The 20,692-nt window shown below is 39.5% G+C and carries 12 protein-coding genes and 1 pseudogene; 8 read left to right on the top strand and 5 right to left on the bottom strand.

All coding sequences use genetic code 11. The annotated features are described in order from the left end of the window. The first annotated feature begins 477 nt into the window (after positions 1 to 477). The 3 genes from M997_RS13555 to M997_RS13545 all read left to right on the top strand — a co-directional run bounded on the left by M997_RS13555 (position 478) and on the right by M997_RS13545 (position 6,903). Entirely contained in the window at positions 478 to 2,082 is a 1,605-nt protein-coding gene (locus M997_RS13555) for a type I restriction-modification system subunit M (RefSeq protein ID WP_064720640.1), read from the top strand. Next, the gene (locus M997_RS13550) at positions 2,072 to 3,502 is read left to right on the top strand and encodes a restriction endonuclease subunit S (protein ID WP_064720639.1); all 1,431 of its coding nucleotides are present in this window, start codon (positions 2,072 to 2,074) and stop codon (positions 3,500 to 3,502) included. Before M997_RS13555 ends, M997_RS13550 begins: the two co-directional genes overlap by 11 nt. Before the next feature lie 122 nt (positions 3,503 to 3,624). Next, positions 3,625 to 6,903 (top strand): type I restriction endonuclease subunit R, encoded by a 3,279-nt coding sequence (locus M997_RS13545; protein ID WP_064720638.1) that lies wholly within the window; start codon positions 3,625 to 3,627, stop codon positions 6,901 to 6,903. A 203-nt stretch (positions 6,904 to 7,106) separates the two neighbouring features. Here M997_RS13545 and M997_RS17800 read toward each other — a convergent pair whose 3' ends face one another. Beyond that, positions 7,107 to 7,301 carry a hypothetical protein gene (locus M997_RS17800; protein WP_064720637.1) on the bottom strand — a complete coding sequence of 65 codons (195 nt, stop codon included), beginning with the start codon at positions 7,299 to 7,301 and terminating at the stop codon, positions 7,107 to 7,109. Positions 7,302 to 8,025: 724 nt separating this feature from the next. Here M997_RS17800 and M997_RS13535 point away from each other — a divergent pair. From M997_RS13535 to M997_RS13520, 4 genes are all read left to right on the top strand, one after another. Further along, entirely contained in the window at positions 8,026 to 9,573 is a 1,548-nt protein-coding gene (locus M997_RS13535; protein ID WP_064720636.1) for a type I restriction-modification system subunit M, read from the top strand. Next, positions 9,570 to 10,796 (top strand): restriction endonuclease subunit S, encoded by a 1,227-nt coding sequence (locus tag M997_RS13530; RefSeq protein ID WP_064720635.1) that lies wholly within the window; start codon positions 9,570 to 9,572, stop codon positions 10,794 to 10,796. Before M997_RS13535 ends, M997_RS13530 begins: the two co-directional genes overlap by 4 nt. 66 nt (positions 10,797 to 10,862) lie before the next feature. Further along, the gene (locus tag M997_RS13525) at positions 10,863 to 14,105 is read left to right on the top strand and encodes a type I restriction endonuclease subunit R (protein ID WP_064720634.1); all 3,243 of its coding nucleotides are present in this window, start codon (positions 10,863 to 10,865) and stop codon (positions 14,103 to 14,105) included. 45 nt (positions 14,106 to 14,150) lie between these two features. Continuing rightward, positions 14,151 to 15,170: a restriction endonuclease gene (locus tag M997_RS13520; protein ID WP_064720633.1), complete on the top strand. Its 1,020-nt coding sequence runs from the start codon at positions 14,151 to 14,153 to the stop codon at positions 15,168 to 15,170. A 195-nt stretch (positions 15,171 to 15,365) separates the two neighbouring features. Here M997_RS13520 and M997_RS13515 read toward each other — a convergent pair whose 3' ends face one another. Both M997_RS13515 and M997_RS13510 read right to left on the bottom strand, forming a co-directional pair. Next, the gene (locus M997_RS13515; protein WP_064720632.1) at positions 15,366 to 15,776 is read right to left on the bottom strand and encodes a hypothetical protein; all 411 of its coding nucleotides are present in this window, start codon (positions 15,774 to 15,776) and stop codon (positions 15,366 to 15,368) included. A gap of 25 nt (positions 15,777 to 15,801) precedes the next feature. Beyond that, positions 15,802 to 16,155 carry a hypothetical protein gene (locus M997_RS13510; protein ID WP_064720814.1) on the bottom strand — a complete coding sequence of 118 codons (354 nt, stop codon included), beginning with the start codon at positions 16,153 to 16,155 and terminating at the stop codon, positions 15,802 to 15,804. A gap of 153 nt (positions 16,156 to 16,308) precedes the next feature. Here M997_RS13510 and M997_RS13505 point away from each other — a divergent pair. Continuing rightward, positions 16,309 to 17,520 (top strand): annotated as a pseudogene (locus M997_RS13505) (DUF927 domain-containing protein); the annotation flags it as partial. A 365-nt stretch (positions 17,521 to 17,885) separates the two neighbouring features. On the opposite strand, the gene M997_RS13500 reads toward M997_RS13505, so the two are convergent. After that, on the bottom strand, positions 17,886 to 19,247 hold the full coding sequence (locus M997_RS13500) for an anti-phage deoxyguanosine triphosphatase (RefSeq protein ID WP_064720630.1): 1,362 nt from the start codon (positions 19,245 to 19,247) through the stop codon (positions 17,886 to 17,888). Between the two features lie 159 nt (positions 19,248 to 19,406). Further along, a complete protein-coding gene (locus M997_RS13495; RefSeq protein ID WP_064720629.1) occupies positions 19,407 to 20,606 on the bottom strand; it encodes an integrase domain-containing protein in 1,200 nt (399 codons plus the stop codon). Positions 20,607 to 20,692: the final 86 nt, after the last annotated feature.

Genomic DNA, 20,692 nt, shown 5'->3' with positions numbered 1-20,692 from the left:
TAAAAACTTAAAAACTTAAAAACTTAAAAACTTAAAAACTTAAAAACTTAAAAACTTAAAAACTTAAAAACTTAAAAACTTAAAAACTTAAAAACTTAAAAACTTAAAAACTTAAAAACTTAAAAACTTAAAAACTTAAAAACTCAGAAAAATACAGGAATGGTATAGTTTATAACAAATACTGACGTTATTGATTTATATATTGTTGATGACCCGTTTTCTCCTCCTTTACTTAACTTAACTAGGCTTATATTCAGCTGCGAATGCAGTAGTATTGGGTACTGTTTAATACTGCGTTAAAAAAGGCTGATACAATTTTAGTTTTAGCAGCCCAAACCTTCCTGATTTTATGAGATAATCCTATCTAAACCTATTTTGCATATTTTATCGGCAGTTGGCATAAAAATAATCCGCGCTAACTTAGCCCTTAACCCGTGCTCTGCGATAATGACTAATAAAAAAAGAGAATCTATTTACATGGCTAAATCACCCGCTAAGAAACCAAGTAAAGGCTTTGAAGAAACCCTTTGGGATACGGCTAATCAACTGCGTGGCAGTGTTGAGTCTTCCGAATATAAGCATGTGGTACTCAGTTTGGTGTTCTTGAAATTTATCAGTGATAAATTCGAAGCTAAACGTAGCCAGTTAATTGCTAATGGTCAGGAAGCCTTTGTTGATATGGATGTTTTTTATCAACAAGATAACGTTTTCTTTTTACCGCAACAGTCCCGTTGGTCTTATGTCCAAGAGCGTGCAAAGCAAGATGATATTGCAGTCATTATTGATACGGCTTTATCCACTATCGAAAAAAGCAACGCATCGCTAACGGGCGCTTTACCTGATAACTATTTCTCCCGCCAAGGGTTAGAGCCTAAAAAGCTCGCTTCACTTATCGACAGCATTGAAAACATCAATACTCTTGCCTCGGAGTGTGGGGTAGGGGAAGAGGATCTTGTGGGTCGCGTTTACGAATATTTCTTAGGACGATTTGCTGCCAGCGAGGGTAAAGGCGGTGGTGAGTTTTATACCCCGAAATCGGTAGTAACATTGCTGGCTGAAATGTTGGAACCTTATCAAGGTAAGGTCTATGACCCGTGCTGTGGCTCGGGTGGTATGTTTGTACAATCGTTGAAGTTTGTGGAAAGTCACCAAGGTAAAAGTAAAGATATTGCGATTTATGGGCAGGAGTTGACCAGTACCACCTATAAACTGGCAAAAATGAACTTGGCGGTGAGGGGGCTTACGGGCAACTTAGGGGAACGCCCTGCGGATACCTTTTTTGCCGATCAGCACCCTGATCTGAAAGCCGACTTTATTATGGCGAATCCGCCGTTTAACTTAAAAGATTGGCGTAATGACGCAGAATTAACCAATGACCCACGTTTTGCTGGTTTCCGCACCCCGCCGACGGGAAATGCTAACTATGCGTGGATTTTGCATATATTGTCTAAGCTTAGTGAAGACGGTGTTGCAGGGTTTGTGTTAGCTAATGGTTCGATGAGCTCGAACACCAGTGGTGAAGGGGAAATTCGCCAAAAACTGATTGAAGATGATCGCATTGAATGCATGATTGCCTTACCTGGTCAGTTGTTTTTTACCACGCAAATCCCCGTTTGCTTGTGGTTTATCAGCAAAAGTAAGCAAGCGAGTGCCAAATATGGCTATCGTGACCGCCAAGGGGAAACCTTGTTTATCGACGCCCGTAACCTTGGCACTATGATCAGCCGTACCCAAAAAGAGCTTACAGCGGAAGATATCGCCACTATCGCCGATACCTTCCACGCATGGCGCAGTAGTGAAAGCGAACTGAAACGTCGTATAACAGCTAAAGAAATCAGTGTTGAGCAGTATCAAGATAGGGCAGGTTTTTGCAAGGTTGCCACCCTTGACGATATCAAATCCAATGATTTTGTATTAACCCCGGGGCGTTATGTGGGGGCTGCGGATATTGAGGATGATGGTATTCCTTTTGAAACCAAGATGCAGAAACTGACCCAAACCCTTTATCGCCAGATGGATGAAGCCGCTGAGTTAGATAAGGCTATCCGTAAAAATATGGAGGCGCTGGGTTATGGGGAGTGAGTGGAAAACAACTAAATTACTTGAACATTATGAGATTCGTTCAGGTTTATCTAAGCCAGCAAAGGACTTTGGGAGTGGATATCCATTTCTGACATTCAAAGATGTTTTTTATAATTATTTTACTCCTGATAAACTCGGTGACCTAGTGCAGTCTAATGACAAGGAACGTGAAAATTGTTCTGTTAAACGTGGTGATGTGTTTTTAACGCGGACTAGCGAAACAATGCATGAACTAGGGATGAGTTCTGTGGCTCTTAAAGATTATGAAAACGCAACGTTCAATGGTTTTTGTAAGCGTCTTCGCCCTACTCAGCAGAGTGAATTATTACCAGAATATGTAGGGTATTACCTGCGCAGTTCTATATTTAGACAAGCGATGCTTGCATTTTCAACTATGTCAACACGCGCAAGCCTCAATAATGGAATGATCGGGAGACTTGAAATATCTTACCCACCAAAAATGGAACAGGCAAAGATTGCTGCCATTTTGAAAAATCTCGATGATAAAATCACCCTCAACTGCCAAATCAATCAAACCCTAGAGCAAATGGCTCAGACCTTATTTAAATCATGGTTTGTAGATTTTGACCCTGTTATCGATAATGCACTCGATACAGGCTTTTTTGAGCAGGATTTAGCTTTCTCTGAAGAATTACTACGCCGAGTTGAAGTGCGTAAAGCTGTGCGAGAAAGTGATAATTTTAAACCGTTACCAGAGGATATTCGGCAGTTATTTCCTAATGCTTTTGAAGAATGTGCAGAGCCTACATTAGGGCTTGGGGGATGGGTGCCGAAGGGGTGGGAAGTATCAACAGTAGATGATGAACTTATTGTAAAAGGTGGTTCCACACCAAGCACTGCAAATCCAGAGTTTTGGGAGCGGGGGAATATTCACTGGACATCTCCAAAAGATCTTTCAGGTAGCCAAGAGAAAATAATGCTCGATACTGAGCGGAAAATCACTGAACTTGGGCTAAGAAAAATCACATCTGGATTACTTCCCATCAATACGGTATTGATGTCTTCACGAGCACCTATTGGCTACCTTACCATGGCAAAAATTCCAGTTGCGATTAATCAGGGATATATTGCAATTACTACAGCAAAAAGGCTTTCACAGGAATATATCCTTTATTGGTTGAATTCTTCGATGGATGAAATTAAAGGGATCGCTGGTGGTACAACTTTTGCTGAAATCAGTAAGAAAACGTTTAAGAGTATCTCAATGGTTATACCTGATACTCAGGTGATTGAGAATTATACAGTTACAATTAAAAGTTATCTTAATAAAGTAACGTTAAATACGAAAGAAAGGGTGGGGTTAGAAAAACTCCGCGATACACTTCTCCCCAAACTAATCTCTGGCGAGCTATCATTAAGTGAGTTAAAAATAGACATTCCAGAAGAAACGCTTATTTAATTCATTCGACCGCTTCACATTTTTATTGTTGTGAGGCGGTTTTTCTTATCTAATCAATTAAACTAGCTTAATTAAAAAACGCGATAAAAAACAATTTATAAAACAAATAAGAAGCCACTGATATGAGCTATATTTTCACCGAAGCTAAGCTGGAGCAGGCGATTATTGAACTGCTAGGACAACATGCAAATAATGCAGGCCAGCTTTGCTATCCGCATTTTACTGGCAACACCATCCCGCGCAAAGACAATAGCGAAGTGTTGATAGTGGATGACTTACGTCAGTATCTCGCTAGTCAGTATCAAGAGGATGGCATCACAGAAGGTGAAATTAACTCAATTATACATCAGCTACAGGCGTTGCCTGCCAGTGATCTATACCAAAGCAACAAAATTTTCTGCCATTGGCTTAGTAATGGCTTTTTACTTAAGCGTGAAGACCGCAAGCAAAAAGACCTGTATATCGAACTGATGGATACCCAAGCGTTACCAAGCCAGTTAGCTAGGCTGTTTTCGCAGAACGAAGTCGCACCAGAGGCAGATAATAACCGCTATCGGTTAGTTAACCAATTAGAAATAGAAGGGCAAGCCCGAGACGGTGGGGTACAACTACGTATCCCTGATGCAATTTTATACGTCAATGGGTTACCGCTGGTGGTGTTTGAATTCAAATCGGCAGTGCGTGGTGAAGAGGCAACTTTGTTTGATGCATGGACACAGCTTTGCGTTCGCTATCGTCGTGATATTCCTAAACTATTTGTTTATAACGCCCTGTGTATTCTTAGCGATGGCGTGAATAACAAAATGGGCAACCTATTTGCCTCTTATGAATTCTATTACGCATGGCGCAAAGTCAACGGCAACGAATCAACGGAAAAACAAGGTATCAATGGTCTGTATACCCTGATAGAAGGGTTATTCCATCCCGTTCGTTTGCTGGATGTACTGAAGAACTTTATTTTTTTTCCAGATACTAGCAAGTATGAAGTGAAAGTGTGCTGCCGTTATCCGCAGTATTATGCTGCCCGTAAGCTGTATTACAACATTAAAAAAGAGCGTAAGCAGATTATTGCAGCTGGTGAAAATATCGGCGGAAGTGGGAAAGGGGGCACCTACTTCGGTGCAACAGGCTGTGGCAAAAGTTACACCATGCAATTTTTGACGCGCCTATTGATGAAAAGCATCGATTTTTCCAGCCCTACCATCATTTTAATTACTGATCGTACTGATCTTGACGAACAGCTGGCGAAACAATTTTGTAATGCCACTAAATTTATTGGTGATGACATTATTGAGCCAGTATCAAGCCGACAAGATTTGCGCGATAAGCTCGCAGGGCGTGCTAGTGGTGGGGTGTTCCTGACCACTATTCATAAATTTACCGAAGATATTCAATTGCTGTCTGAGCGCAGTAATATTATCTGTATCTCTGATGAAGCCCACCGTAGCCAAATTAACCTTGACCAAAAAATCACAATTAACCAACAAGACGGCACGGTTAAAAAGTCTTACGGCTTTGCTAAATACCTGCATGATTCATTGCCTAATGCCACTTACGTCGGCTTTACCGGCACGCCTATTGATGCCACGCTAGATGTGTTCGGGGAAACCATCGATAGCTATACCATGACTGAGTCGGTAAATGATGAAATCACAGTACGCATTGTGTACGAAGGACGTGCGGCTAAAATCGCGCTTGATAACAGCAAATTAGAAGAAATCGAACGCTATTACCAAGAGTGTGAGGCGCAAGGCACTAGCGAATATCAGATAGAAGAGAGCAAAAAAGCCACAGCCAATATGAACTCTATTCTGGGTGATCCTGACCGTATTGATGCGCTAGCGAAAGATTTTGCTCAACATTATGAAAAACGAGTGGAAGAAGGATCGACCATCAAAGAGAAAGCGATGATGGTTTGCGCTAGTCGTGAAATAGCTTATGCGTTTTATCAGAGCCTGAAATTACAACGTCCAGAGTGGTTTGAAGCGAAACAGGCAATAGACGGCGTTTCTCTATCTGAGCAAGAAAAAAGCGAATTGATGCGTTTGCCGAGGGTTAATATGGTGATGACCCGAGGGAAAGATGATCAAGAGACCATGTACAATCTATTAGGGACGAAAGATTACCGCAGAGAGTTAGATAAGCAATTTAAAAATCCAAAATCTAACTTCAAGATAGCGATAGTGGTGGATATGTGGCTGACGGGCTTTGATGTGCCAGAGTTGGATACTATTTATATCGATAAGCCGTTGCAAAAGCATAACCTTATTCAAACTATTTCCCGCGTGAATCGCCGTTTTGAAGGGAAAAAAAAGGGATTGGTTGTTGATTATATTGGGATTAAGAGCCGTATGAATATGGCGCTGGCGATGTACTCGAAGGCTGACAAATCTAACTTTGAAGATATTCAGCAATCCATCGTCGAAGTACGTAATCACCTCAACTTGCTTTCTCAAGTATTCCATAAATTTGATAGCTGTGATTACTTTTCAGGCTCGCCAACGCTGCAATTAGACTGCCTTAATAGGGCGGCTGAATTTGTTCTGCAAACCAAGAAAGTTGAACTGCGCTTTATGGGATTAGTGAAGCGATTGAAAGCGGCTTATGATGTTTGTGTTGGCAGTGAAGAGATAGCTCAAGATGAACGTGAGCATATCCATTTTTATTTGGCAGTCCGTTCCATTGTCTACAAATTAACCAAAGGCGATGCGCCTGATACGGCGCAGATGAACCAAAAAGTGCGTGAAATGATAGCTGAAGCCCTCAAAGCCGAAGGGGTAGAAGAGATTTTTACTTTAGGGGACGACAAAGCGGAAACCATCGACATTTTTGATGATGAGTACATGGCGCGCATCAATAAAATCAAGTTGCCAAACACTAAAATGCAACTGCTGCAAAAGATGCTACAGAAAGCCATTAGTGATTTTCAAAAGATCAACCAACTGCAAGGGATTAATTTTTCTAAGCGATTCCAAGCGTTAGTGGAGCAGTACAATCAACGCAAAGAAAATGATGTACTTAATGGTGAAGAGTTCGATGATTTCACGCAGCAAATGGCCGATATGATTTATGACATTAAGGCAGAAATGATGTCGTTTGAGGATATTGGTATCGATATGGAAGAGAAGGCCTTTCTCGATATTTTGCTGCATATGTGCCAGAAATACGATTTTACCTATGATGACGACAAAATGTTGGCACTTGCAAAGGATATGAAGCTGATTGTTGATGACAGCACTCAGTATCCGGATTGGAGTAACCGTGATGATATTAAGGCCAAATTGAAAGTTGATTTGATTCTGTTATTACACCGCTATGGTTTTCCGCCAGTGGCCAATGACGAAGTGTATAAAAATGTGCTGGAACAAGCCGAGAATTTTAAAAAATATCAGTTGGGGTGATCTGTATTAACTGGAATAGAGTCGATATTCTAAGTTATCTAATTAAAACAGATTATTATTTGGGGGGGATCTGGTGTGGTGGTTCGACTATTTATTTACATATCGGAGCCCAGCTTTCCCCCAAGAGTTAGATGCAATTGAATCTTGCTTTTTTGCAATACCAAATAAAAGATGACAAGTTAAAAGATATTTTCCCTTCGCTTTTAACATGTTGTGAGTTTGCTCTTTCTAGTGAACTGTGGGTCTATCTGTTTAGTGAGCGGCGTTTTCGTTCTTGCTTCAAGGCGATAACTACGTGTATTAGCAAGGTTGACGGCAGGGTAAGAAGCAAAGCTCTTTTTAGCTCCGCTTTTTAGTGAGTGAGCGAATGTAGCGAAATGACCATAGCTTACTGCCATTAAATTTAACCAATAGCTCTCTAGCTCATCATTATTATAGAGAACATAATCACTTTGTTCGAGCTTAGCTGCATTGATCTTTTTACTGATAACGGGTTGGTTTTTCTTACTATTTTTGATGTTCCATTGTGTTTAGCTATATCAAAAATAATAATGTTTTATAAGGTATCGAGAAAAAGTAACTACTAGCTTGGATTTTTTGACAAATTGCAGATACAAAAAAACTCGTAGAGCTTTCGCCTTACGAGTTTTTTTGAACTTCATCAAATGACTCTGGTAATCATTGATGGAGAATTTTGGTGGGCTGGCGTAAGTTGAATCTGATATCTACTTAATTGATTTTTAATTACATTTTATTTTAATGAAATTTATGTATAACTAAACGTATAACTACAAGTTTATGCTATAGACATTGAGTGGAAATAAATAGAGTGTAGAGCTACGCAGAAAAGTGAGCCTTTTAACGGTAAGTTTAGTGTGATTTTTGAAAGAGAAAATGATTAGTCATAGTAGCTTGATGCAGTTATTGCCTCAAGAGATATTGAGAAAAAATTATTATCTAATACTCATAATTTGAAAGCAGTGTTGAAGTATTAAACATGACATTTGCTGATAATCCATCCTTTTGATAACTATCGCAAGTTATCAGCCTGTTCTATTAGATTTCTGGCTATAAATCGGTAACAATAGTTCCATTATTTTTACTGATGTAAGTAATGGAACAATGGCTAAAAAACCGAAAGAAACCAAATCTGAACCGTTAGAAGTTATCCTGTGGAAAGCCGCTGATAAATTGCGTAAGAATATTGATGCAGCAGAATACAAGCATGTTGTACTGGGATTAATATTCTTAAAGTATATTTCTGATTCATTTGAGTCTCACTATGAAAAGCTTAAAGCGGGTCAAGGCGAGTTTGCAGGGGCAGATCCCGAAGATAGTGATGAGTATCTTGCTTACAATGTGTTCTTTGTGCCTGAAAAAGCACGTTGGACAAATTTACTCAATAATGCAAAACAGCCCAATATCGGTAAATTGGTCGATGACGCTATGGAAGCCATTGAAGAAGATAACCCGCAATTAAAAGGGGTATTACCAAAGGTTTATGCACGTCAAAATCTTGATGCAACGGTACTCGGTGAGTTAATTGACCTTGTGGGAGATATTGCACTAGGTGATGCTAAATCACGCTCTGCGGATGTGCTAGGGCATGTCTTTGAGTATTTCTTAGGTGAATTTGCATTAGCAGAAGGTAAACAGGGTGGTCAGTTCTATACGCCGAAATCGATAGTTTCCTTACTTGTTAACATGTTAGAACCCTATGAAGGGCGTATTTTTGACCCGTGCTGTGGCTCTGGCGGTATGTTTGTTCAATCAGAAAAATTTGTTGAATCCCACCAAGGGAATATTGATAACATTTCTATTTATGGTCAAGAGTCTAACCAAACCACATGGCGTTTGGCGAAAATGAACTTGGCTATTCGTGGTATTAACTCTGAGCAAGTAAAATGGAACAATGAAGGCTCGTTTTTAAATGATGCCCATAAAGATTTACGTGCGGATTTTATTATTGCGAACCCGCCGTTCAACGTTTCTGATTGGTCTGGCGAACAATTACGTAAAGATGCCCGTTGGCAAAATGGTATTCCACCAGCAGGGAATGCAAACTTTGCGTGGATGCAGCATTTCTTATACCACTTGTCACCAAAGGGGCAAGCGGGTGTTGTGCTGGCTAAAGGGGCGTTAACTTCGAAAACCTCCGGTGAAGGCGATATCCGTGCGGCATTAGTCAAAGATGCTAACGTGATTGATTGCATAGTTAATTTGCCTGCTAAGTTATTCTTAAATACGCAGATCCCTGCTGCATTATGGTTTATGCGCCGTGATCGTAATAACTCTTCGGTTTATCAAGATCGCAGTGATGAAATTCTGTTTATTGATGCACGTAATCTTGGTCATTTAATTAATCGCCGCACTAAAGTGTTATCGGATGAAGATATTAAACTGATTTCAGATACCTATCATAATTGGCGTAATAAAGGTGGCGAATATGAAGATGTTGCGGGCTTTTGTGCTTCTGTCGCTATCGAGAAAGTGGCTGAGCTGGATTATGTGCTAACACCAGGTCGCTATGTGGGTCTTGCTGATGAAGAGGATGATTTTGATTTTAAAGAGCGTTTTACCGCACTAAAAGCCGAGTTTGAAGCACAATTAGAAGAAGAAGCAAAACTTAATCAAGCAATTGCTGAGAATTTGGCAAAGGTGATGATATGAGTGAGTGGCATAAAACGTTATTAGGGAAAATAGTTGAAATTACTAATGGTTATGCTTTTAAGTCTATAAACTTTAGTAATGTTTTCTCAGAAGGTTCATTACCCGTAGTAAAGATAAGAAATGTTGCTAATGGAGATGTTAATTTAGATAATGTTCAATACCATAAAACTGATAAAAAACTAAGTAAGTATATTTCAGTAAAAGGAGATATACTTATTGCTATGACTGGAAATCACCCACAAGCACTTACTCAAGTTGTTGGGGCCGTATCTAAACAGAAAATAAATCAACAATTATATATAAATCAACGTGTAGCAAAAATATCTTCACTACCCACGTTATCTATAGATGATTTCATTTATTATTATTTAAAAGATGAATCGGTGCATGAGTATTTAGCGAATCAATCATCAGGGAGTGCTAATCAGGCTAATATATCTAAATCTGATATAGAGAATCTTGAACTATTTATCCCGTGTGTTCAAGAACAAAAAGCTATTGCCTCAGTTCTCTCCTCATTAGATGACAAAATAGACTTACTCCATCGTCAAAATAAAACCTTAGAATCAATGGCTGAAACCCTTTTTCGTCAGTGGTTTGTAGAGGAAGTGCAGGACGATTGGGAAGAGGTTAAAGTTAGTCATTTTGTAACATTAAATAAAAGCTCGATAACTAAAAAATATGATCACCAAAGTATTCTATATTTAGATACAAGCTCTCTGACGAAAGGCTATATTAGTGAGTTGAAACCATTAATTCTATCAGAGGCACCTAGTCGAGCTAAAAGATTAGTCCAACATCTTGATATATTAATTTCAACAGTAAGACCTGACCAGTGTCATTATGGTTTTTGCTTTAAACCTGAAGCAAATTTAGTGGTATCAACGGGATTTTGTACGATAACTTGTGACACGATTACACCATATTTTGTCTATTATTTATTAACATCCGAAGATATGACTGAATATTTGCATTCTATAGCTGAAGGTTCTACATCGACTTATCCATCATTGAAACCTGAAGATATTGGAAATGTATCATTCGCATTGCCTCCTAAAGAAAAATTAAATGATTATCATAATGTTGTGGGAGCAATGTGGAATAAAATTAATCAAAATCAAAAGCAAATCCAAACCCTAGAAAACCTTCGTGACACGTTACTCCCTAAATTAATGAGTGGAGAAGTGCGCGTTAACTATACACCAGAAGAAATAAAACAATAATCGAATTAGGCAGCGTACCTTTGGCGCTGCTTTTTTTATTCCCTTTTGCTAAAGGATGACAAAATAATGTCAAAAATGACAGAATCCGATATTGAAATTATGGCCATTGAGCAGTTACAAGCCCTAGGTTATGAATATGTGTATGGTCCTGATATTGAGCCGTCAGGTGTTAAACCTCTACGAGCTTATCAGCAAGTCATTCTTCAGCAAAAAGTATTAGAAGCGATACAACGCTTAAACCCGCATTTAACACAAGATAAATGTGAGGAAGCCTTAAAACAAGTCACACAAATTAACTCGCCTGATTTAATGGCAAATAACCTGAGTTTTCATCGTTTATTGACAGAAGGTATTAACATTGAAGTCAGTAAAGATGGCAATACTCAAGGGGAATATGTGTGGCTGGTGGATTTTAATCAGCCTGATAATAATGAGTTTCTAGTGGTTAATCAGGTCACTATTCGGGAAGATCGCAAAGAGCGTCGCCCTGATGTGATTATCTATATTAATGGTTTACCCTTGGTCGTGATTGAACTAAAAAATGCGATTGATGAAAATGCCACCATTGAAGGGGCATATAATCAAATTAAAACCTATCAGCAACAAATCCCTTCATTATTTACTTACAATGCCTTTAGCGTGCTTTCTGATGGATTAGAGGCAAAATCAGGGACTATTTTTGCCGATTTTAGCCGCTTTATGGCATGGAAAACCCATAATGGCATGACTGAGGCAAAAAATACTCAGCCACAGCTGGAAGTGTTAATTCAAGGCTTGCTTAATCCCGTTACGCTACTAGATATGATCCGCTATTTTATCGTGTTTGAATCCAGCAAACAGGAAGATAACAACGGTATCATTTCGATTAAAACCGTCAAAAAAATGGCTGCCTATCACCAATACTATGCGGTGAATGCGGCGGTTCTTTCGACCATTCGCGCCTCGAATGTCAATGCGAATTCACCTTCTGCGGAAGTGGCGCTACGACAACAAGGCAGAAGCCAACAGCACCTTGTTTTAGAACAAAAAGCAGGCGATAGAAAAGCGGGGGTGGTATGGCATACCCAAGGTTCGGGTAAATCCCTCTCAATGGTGTTTTATACAGGTAAGATTGTTTTAGCCCTCGATAACCCAACGGTTGTGGTGATCACTGACCGTAATGATTTAGACGACCAATTATTTGGTACTTTCTCTTCTGCGGTACAACTGTTACGTCAAACCCCGAAACAAGCTGAAAATCGAGAAGAATTAAAAGAATTGCTGAAAGTTGGCTCAGGTGGCGTGATATTTACCACTATTCAAAAGTTCCAACCTGATGATGGCAGTAGTGTTTATGAATTACTTTCTGATCGTAGCAATATTATTGTCATTGCTGACGAGGCACATCGTTCTCAATATGGTTTTTCCGCAAAAGAAGTGGATGTGAAAGATGAGCAGGGTAATGTTGTCGGTAAGCGCACCGTTTATGGCTTTGCCAAATATATGCGTGATGCTTTACCAAATGCGACTTACTTAGGCTTTACGGGCACGCCTATTGAAAAAACAGATGTAAATACTCCCGCGGTATTTGGTAATTATGTTGATATCTATGATATTGCTCAGGCTGTAGAAGATGGGGCAACAGTGCCTATTTACTATGAAAGCCGTTTAGCAAAAGTCCAAATTAGCGATGAAGGCCGTGAACTGATCGAGGCGTTTGATGAAGGTTTCACTGATGAAGATCTAACGTTGACGCAACAACAACGGGCTAAATGGGCGCGAGTTGAAAGTATTATTGGCAGTAAAGAGCGTATTAAAGTGATCGCTAAAGATTTAGTCACTCACTTTGAAGAACGGTTAGTGGCGAATGCGGATCACGGTAAAGGCATGATCGTTGCTATGTCACGTCGGATTGCTGCGGCATTGTATGAGGAAATCGTGGCACTCAAACCTGAGTGGCACAGTGATGATCTCAATGATGGTGTGATTAAGGTCGTGATGACGTCTTCCGCATCTGATGGCCCTGATATAGCGAAACACTATACGACGAAGAAAGACAGGCAAGTACTCGCTAATCGCATGAAAGATGAAGATGATAAGCTGAAATTAGTCATTGTGCGTGATATGTGGTTAACGGGGTTTGATGCACCGAGTATGCACACGTTATACATCGATAAACCGATGAAAGGGCACAACCTAATGCAGGCGATTGCCCGTGTTAACCGAGTCTATAAAGATAAATCAGGTGGCTTGGTTGTCGATTATTTGGGAATTGCGGCGGATTTAAAATCAGCATTATCATTTTACTCAGATGCGGGTGGTAAAGGTGATCCTGCACTTACCCAAGAAAAAGCCGTTGAGGTAATGAAAGAGAAATTAGACATCCTTGACGGAATGCTCTTTGGTTTTGATTATCGTGAATATTTTACCGCATCCACATCTCGTAAATTAGCCATTATTTTAGAAGCAGAAGATTTTATTTTAGGGATTGATGAAGGTCAGGGAAAAGTGCGTTTTTTAACAGCGGTAACCGCTTTATCTCAAGCCTTTGCATTAGCAACGCCACACTCTGAAGCGATGGAGGTAGCACCTGAAATAGCCTTTTTCCAAGCGGTAAAAGCCAGATTGAACAAGTTTGATTCAACTGGAGGAAGTGGCATTATCGGTGATGACTGCATGGAAGTTCGCGTTAAACAGACTATTGATCAAGCCTTAGTGACTGATACGGTAGTCGATGTATTTGATGCTGCGGGGATTAAAAAACCAGATATATCGATCCTTTCGGATGACTTTTTAATGGAGATGCAGGATTATCAACATAAAAACATCGCGTTGGAAACCTTGAAAAAATTGTTAGCAGATGAAATCAATGTGCGAACAAAAATGAGCGTTATTCAAGGTAAAAAATTGATGGATATGCTCACTGGGGCGATTAAAAGCTATCAAAATAAAATTTTGACGGCAGCTGAAGTTATTGATGAGCTAATTAAATTAGCGAAAGATATCAATAAGGTTGATACCGAAGCGAATGCCCTGAATTTATCACCTTATGAATATGCTTTCTATACGGCTGTGGCTGAAAATGATAGTGCTCAAGAACTAATCGGAAAATCAAAACTAAGGGAATTAGCGGTTGTACTAACTGAAATGATCCGTAATAACGTCACATTAGATTGGACTATCAAAGAGTCTGCAAGAGCAAAAATACGCGTTATCGTTAAACGGTTACTTAACCGTTATGGCTATCCGCCTGATATGTCTGCATTGGCAACAGAAACTGTCTTGGCACAAGCGGAGCTGCTATCGAATGAATTGTTGAAATCAAATTAGTGGGTTTTACTTTAACCGATTTATCTTTAACGCAGGAATAGATTAATGAGTCATAAAATGTGGATGGTACGTGGTGATTCAGGGAAGTTATATGATGATTTTCGAGAAAAAGAACTGGTTGGTTTAGGCTGGTCTGGCTTAGCACCATTATTGAAAATAGGGCAATCAAGAAAAGAGATACTGAAATTATACCGTCAAGTAGACCCAGCAACGAAACTTGGTACAGCGCGTTCTGGTGCATCTCAAGTATGGCGTTTTGTTAATGAAATTAAAGTTAGCGATTGGGTAATCACTTATTCACCTGCTAACCGTACCTATTTATTAGGGCAGGTTGTTTCTGAGTTTCAATACCGTGCTGATCTTTGTTCTATGGGGATGGGAATTGCGCGTCAGATTAAATGGAATACTGATGAGATTGATCGGGATACCTTATCAACTAAAACCAAAAATACCCTAGGTTCTACATTGACCGTTTTTAAACTTCCTGATTTTGCAGTGAAAGACTTATTGAGTAATAAACCATTATCTGAAAGCGGAAAAAACGCTAATATTTCAAATATAGACGATGAAGAAATTGTATCTGATCCATTAAAGGATATGGAAATTCAAGCGTTAGAACGTATTAAAGATAAAATAATTACCCTTGATGCAGATGAAATGGAATTATTAGTTGCCGGTATTCTGCGTGGGATGGGATATAAAACCCAAGTTTCGCCAAATAGTGGCTCAGATAGAGGCAAAGATATTATCGCATCACCTGACGGTTTTGGATTTGAAAACCCAAGAATTGTGGTTGAAGTTAAGCATCGCAAAGGGCAAATAGGCAGTCAAGATTTAAGAGGATTTATCGGTGGGCGTCATCACGATGATCGTGGCTTATATGTCAGTACTGGCGGCTTTACAAAGGATGCACGTTACGAAGCTGAACGATCAAAAATTCCGTTATCTCTTTGGACTCTCGATGATTTAGTTCGCACTTTGATTGAATATTATGAGCATGTTGATATTGAGACTAAATTGCTTGTGCCATTGAGGAAAGTCTTTTTACCAGCCTTATCTGATTAATTTAGCAATAAGAATTTTAGGTTAAGAAGTCCATTTTTATCAGTAAGAGTCAAGTTAATCACTTAGAGAAAATATAGACTTACCATAGCTAGTGTTGAATATAGGGAGCAAAATGCTCCCAGAGACTGTAATTTAAATCGCTTATTTATCGTAATGTATTTATTACATTATTTACTTAGTGTTATCTCAAGAAGGTTATTTTTTGTATGTATCATCCATTGCCTCGACAGCCCCTATACCGCATTGAGCCGAGCAACCAAAATTTGTTTTGATTGCTATCTTTCCTGATTTATCCATAGAAAACTCCATTTTACAATATTGGTCTCCATAGTCACTATCTGTGCTGACTAGCGCTGTAGCATTCCAAGTATTTGACGAGATGTCTCTTTCTGTAATATAGGCTGTGCCTTCAGCTTCGCAGACATACATATCAACATTGGCATTAATCTGGAAATCGAACTTTGGCGCATCATTTTGGCTTGGTGTTATTTCTAGTATTCCATGTTTGCTTTTGTATTCTGCGGGATTTTGGAAAGGTGAATTTGCAGCATGTGCTGTTGATAAGAATATGGTTACAGTGGCAATGACTAGTAATGAATATTTCACATTATTCCTCTAAATATTAATGTGGTTATACTCGGTTATTTATATCTTGCAGCCCATGCACCAACGGTTTCATGCTTTTATTGGGTAAGTCAGGCCACTCACCAATCCCTCTTGGCTGATGAATATTTTCTTCACATAGACTTTCCCAGCCAGCCTCATTCGGTACCCATAAGCCTTGCCATTCTTCCTGTACTATACGAGGTAGCTTCCAGCAGGGTTGATAGCTAATGCGCCCATGTTGCCGTAGCACATCCAATGGGGTTTCAGGGCGCAACGTAGCAAGAAAACGGTAAGAACTGGCGTTGTTGCGGAGCGTATCCTGATAAATGTCATCGCTGTGGGTATCAATCAGGTATTCAAACGGAGAAACAGATTTCAATATATTGGTTGTACCGCTCTCGATCTCGATTTCTTCAACCCAGACTACAATACGCTGCCAGACGATAGCCTGAATCAAGCAACGGTATTCTAGGGATTGTGTATCCAATGATAATTCAGTGAATAACGGTATTACTCATGTCAGGCTAAAGGGACATTGGAACAATGGAAGAATAAGGTAGCAGAAACTGCTAAATATAGTCCTTATATTATGCTTGGCTTATGTTCAGCTTTTGCTGGCATGTGCATTTATTTTACAAAAATAGAATCAGGAGGATTTCATGCTCATGGTGAGAGTTCTTCTGGGAAAAGTACAATGTTAGAATCAGCAGCTTCTGTATTTGGAGACTCCTCATACATTCTTGATTGGAATATAACTGAGGCTGCATTTGAGCAGCAAGCGGAGTCTCGTAATCATGGTTTATTATTGACTGACGAACTTATTTTAATAGACTCTAATCGCCAAGCTGCCGCCCAAAAAATGCAAAAGTTTGTGTATATGCTTGGTTCTGGTACTGGTAAGTCAAGAAGTCATATCTATCAAGAACGTTCGGCAAGTTGGCAATTAGTCGCTTTAAGCAATGGAGAAGAAGCTTTAAGTCAACATGCCAGCTCTGGTCTAATGAGTCGTAAGAATGGTGAAATAGCTCGATTCATAGATGTTCCTGTTGATTGTGATAATGATATGGGTATTTTTAGTTCATTACCTGAAGGTGTATCGTCATCTGCTGAATATGCAGAAGGTTTGAAAGAAAATTGCAATAACTATTATGGTACAGCTGGGGATGCATTCGTATGGAAGATACTGGCAAAGGTCAATCAAAAGTCCTATGAGTACATTACTAATAAGCTCAAAGATTATATTGCCGAATTCTTAGAGAAGAATGGTGTAGGTTCTAATGGATTAGAAAAACGCATAGCTACTCGTTTTGCCTTAGCATACGCAAGTGGGATCCTAGGTATTAAAACTAAGGTTCTCCCCTTTACTGAGAAGGAAGTTTTTGATGGAATTACACATTGTTATCTGAAAGCTATAGATCAAAACCCTATTAAAAAGGTTGTTTTCACTCAAAAGCTATTAGATACATTGAAAAATCCCTGCAAACCGAAAAAGAGTCTAGTCGACAAGGACGAGCTAAATAACTTAGATGTTATTGTTTTAAAAATCAAGGGAGAACATTATGCAGCTGTAAACCCATTATTTTTTAATAATAATATTATTGGGAACAAAAAATCAGTGATTAATCAGTTGGTCTCAGAAGGGAAGTTACTGACTGATGCCCAAGGCAAAAGCACTCGTCAGTGTAAGGTTAATGGTGTGAAATTGAGCCGCCGTTACTGCTTGAAAGTAGATGTTGTAAGTTAACTGTTCAATCAGTAAGGTATTATATTAAAGGTCTTCTAGTTATTTCTGGAAGGCCTTTGTTACATTGGCTTTAGGCTATTTGAGTGATATTAATTATATCTGCGTCAAATTTAATAGGGTAGTAGTCTGCTATGAGCGAAGAGCGGAAGTTCGCGATTGTTCTCATAACGGAGTAAGACGCTGCTGATATTAAGGTGTATTATTGAACAGTATAGATCAACGATTACTGGCGCTTAACGCTCAGATGAGAACGTTCACCGATTCTGCACGAACAAATTCAGAATGGGGGGATTTGATATCCCCCTGGTAGATGCCTTGGTTAATGTTTATAGGTCAATTGAACTCAGAGCATCATTCTTGCCGCGTCAGAGATGGTCAAAAATAGACCCTTTACGTGGAATAAGGATTTTCTCATAAAGCTTTGTTGCATAGTCATCAGTCATCCCTGAAACATAGTCGCAAATGACTCGCATACCAGCCTTCTCGCCTAAGCTAATCTGCTGATCGTAAATTTCCCTCGTTGAGGCAGGTAGAAACCGACACGGATCGTTAGCCAGTACACCGAAAAGCTCAACAATCAACTTTTGTCCCTTGAATTCAAGCTGCTGTACATTTTCATGCTTAATTACTTTGTTTTTGACCAGTTTGAAAATTTTCAACCTTAGTGCTTCGACCGCATCCGGAAGGACCGCATTATATTTGAGCATGCCACATTCGAATGCTGCATTCTTTGTATTCAGCTCAACACTTGTAATCATCAGGTGAACTAGCATCCCGATGCACTCTTTTCTCTTGTAACTTTTACCAAAAAGGCTATCCGCGACAGATTCGCATGTTCCGGCAAATGTTTTTCCATGGCAGTCAGTAAATAGGGTTTCATGTCCACTGAAATGCTCCATCCACATTGCTCGTGTCACCATTCCGAGAGAAATAGCATCCTCCAAATCGTGCAGCGAATACGAAATTTCATCGGCAAGATCCATGATGGTTGTATCGAGAGCTTTATAAGAAGCTTTTTTATGATCGGATTTGGTTTGACCATATTCAACGGAAGTAAAAAGCCTCCGATCCTGTTCAGTAAATGGTGAGAGAGCAAATTCTACAATATCGCATTCTGAATCTAGATAGCATTTTGGAGGTTTAAAATCAGATGACTTAAAGAGCCAGTTCGGCGATCCGATAGTGGCCGGGATACTGTCTTTTTTAACCACTAGATCCGAGTATTTAACCGGATATTTCAGTATGCCTAGCAGAAGTCTGCGTGTAGGATCGAGTCCGTGTTCTAAGGTATACTTATCTAGTTTCGAGAGAATGCGAAGCGTCTGGCCGTTTCCTTCAAAACCACCGTAATCCAGCATACAGTAGTTAAGAGCTACCTCACCGCCGTGACCAAATGGAGGATGTCCAATATCATGTGCGAGACATACTGCTTGCATCAGATCGTTATCTGGTAAAAATTGCTCTTCCTCTTTACCTTTATATTTTATTTTCAGCTTAGCAAGAAGACCTGAACCGATTTGGGCGACTTCCATAGAATGAGTCAGTCGTGTGCGGTAGAAATCACTTTCACCCAGACCAAGAACCTGTGTCTTGGATTGCAATCGTCTGAAAGGAGACGAGTGAATCAATCGAGAAAGGTCGCGCTGAGCTTCAGATCGAATCTCCTCAACTCGAGGACTATTGGTGCCTCGTCTCACATCCCAGACGTTTATTTCACTCCGAGTCATATTATTCCTTATTTTTTACTTTGTGCAGTGCGGTGTTCTAACGTAACAAATTAGCAAAATAACGTATATATTTCTGACCTAATCTTCAATAATCAATGTTGTGTGAACTTAGTAAGGTCCGCTCCTGGCACAAAACAGACAATTAAATTTAATTGTGCACTAACGTTTATTGATTGCCTTATTAACAAACTCTCCCCACCAATCCATCATTTCACGCCTTTGTTCAAGATAAATAGCTCTGTTATAAGCACGTCTTACCTCATTGCTATCTATATGGGCTAAAGCTGCTTCAATCACATCAGGTTGAAATCCATGCTCATTTAATGCAGTTGATGCAATTGAACGGAATCCATGTGCTACAAGGCGACCTGCAAAGCCAACACGCTTGATAGCCGCATTAACTGTTTGGCTATTCATTGGTTTAGTGTGTGGTGATTTCATACTGGGAAAAATGTGTTCCCTATGACCGCTTATAGGTTTCATAGTTTCTAATATTGCCAATGCTTGAGGAGAGAGAGGAATGATATGTTCTCTTTTCATCTTCATTCTTGCTGGTGGGATAGTCCAAAGCTTATTATCGAGATCGATCTCACACCATGCCGCTTCGGCTGGGCGAGTCATAGTTAATAATTGCCATTGCAGTAAACAATAAGTTTGTCGCTCAATGTTGACTCCTTGGATTGCAGCCATCAATTCAGGAAGCTGATCAGGTTTTAATGCAGGTATGTTTTTTACAACTGGGTTTTCAAAAGCGGCGGTAATTTTTGCAGCAGGATTAGCATCAAGATAGCCCACATTCACAGCATAAAACATCACTTCATTAATGCGTTGCGCTACTCGTTTAAATGATTCTAGTTTGCCTTGTGCTTTTAAAGGTTCTAATGCGCTAATAAAGTGGCGGGCTTTTAAATCAGCTATTGCTATATCACCAACATGAGGGAGGACATGTAACTCAAGAGAACGCCAAATGTCTTTCAAGGTTGATTCTTGCAAACTAGATTTACTTTTGATTTCGAACCACTGCTGAGCTATTTTTTCAAAAGTATTATTTTTTTCTTCAAATAGGCGTTGTTCTTCAGCTTTTTTGTGTTCTTGTGGATCTATATTTTTAGCTAGAAGCTCTCGTGCGTTTTCACGTTTAAGCCGAGCATCTAAAAGGCTAACTGTAGGATAGCTACCAAAGCTGATAAGTACTCGTTTCTTGGTTATAGGGCGGTAGTAGTTAAAGCGCCATATTTTTGATCCAGCTGTTTTGATTAGCAGATATAAGCCATTTCCATCTTGCAGCGTATAATCTTTATCTTTGGGTTTTGCTGATTTAAGCTTGGTATCACTGAGTGGTACTGTTGTACGCGCCATATAGTTATACGCCTTTTAGTTATACATAAGGGATATAACTAAAAGGCGTATAACTAAAAAATTTGCTTGTCACTGAGCATAACTGA

Source organism: Proteus hauseri ATCC 700826 (genome assembly GCF_001654965.1).
GTDB classification, from domain to species: Bacteria; Pseudomonadota; Gammaproteobacteria; order Enterobacterales; family Enterobacteriaceae; genus Proteus; species Proteus hauseri.
This window is presented reverse-complemented; position numbering and strand designations above follow the sequence as displayed.

What these genes read in the sequence shown, in the direction of transcription:
- M997_RS13555 (WP_064720640.1), top strand. Translation starts at nt 478, where the DNA reads ATGGCTAAATCACCCGCTAAGAAACCAAGTAAAGGCTTTGAAGAAACC.
- M997_RS13550 (WP_064720639.1), top strand. Translation starts at nt 2,072, where the DNA reads ATGGGGAGTGAGTGGAAAACAACTAAATTACTTGAACATTATGAGATT.
- M997_RS13545 (WP_064720638.1), top strand. Translation starts at nt 3,625, where the DNA reads ATGAGCTATATTTTCACCGAAGCTAAGCTGGAGCAGGCGATTATTGAA.
- M997_RS17800 (WP_064720637.1), bottom strand. Translation starts at nt 7,301, where the DNA reads ATGGCAGTAAGCTATGGTCATTTCGCTACATTCGCTCACTCACTAAAA.
- M997_RS13535 (WP_064720636.1), top strand. Translation starts at nt 8,026, where the DNA reads ATGGCTAAAAAACCGAAAGAAACCAAATCTGAACCGTTAGAAGTTATC.
- M997_RS13530 (WP_064720635.1), top strand. Translation starts at nt 9,570, where the DNA reads ATGAGTGAGTGGCATAAAACGTTATTAGGGAAAATAGTTGAAATTACT.
- M997_RS13525 (WP_064720634.1), top strand. Translation starts at nt 10,863, where the DNA reads ATGTCAAAAATGACAGAATCCGATATTGAAATTATGGCCATTGAGCAG.
- M997_RS13520 (WP_064720633.1), top strand. Translation starts at nt 14,151, where the DNA reads ATGAGTCATAAAATGTGGATGGTACGTGGTGATTCAGGGAAGTTATAT.
- M997_RS13500 (WP_064720630.1), bottom strand. Translation starts at nt 19,247, where the DNA reads ATGACTCGGAGTGAAATAAACGTCTGGGATGTGAGACGAGGCACCAAT.
- M997_RS13495 (WP_064720629.1), bottom strand. Translation starts at nt 20,606, where the DNA reads ATGGCGCGTACAACAGTACCACTCAGTGATACCAAGCTTAAATCAGCA.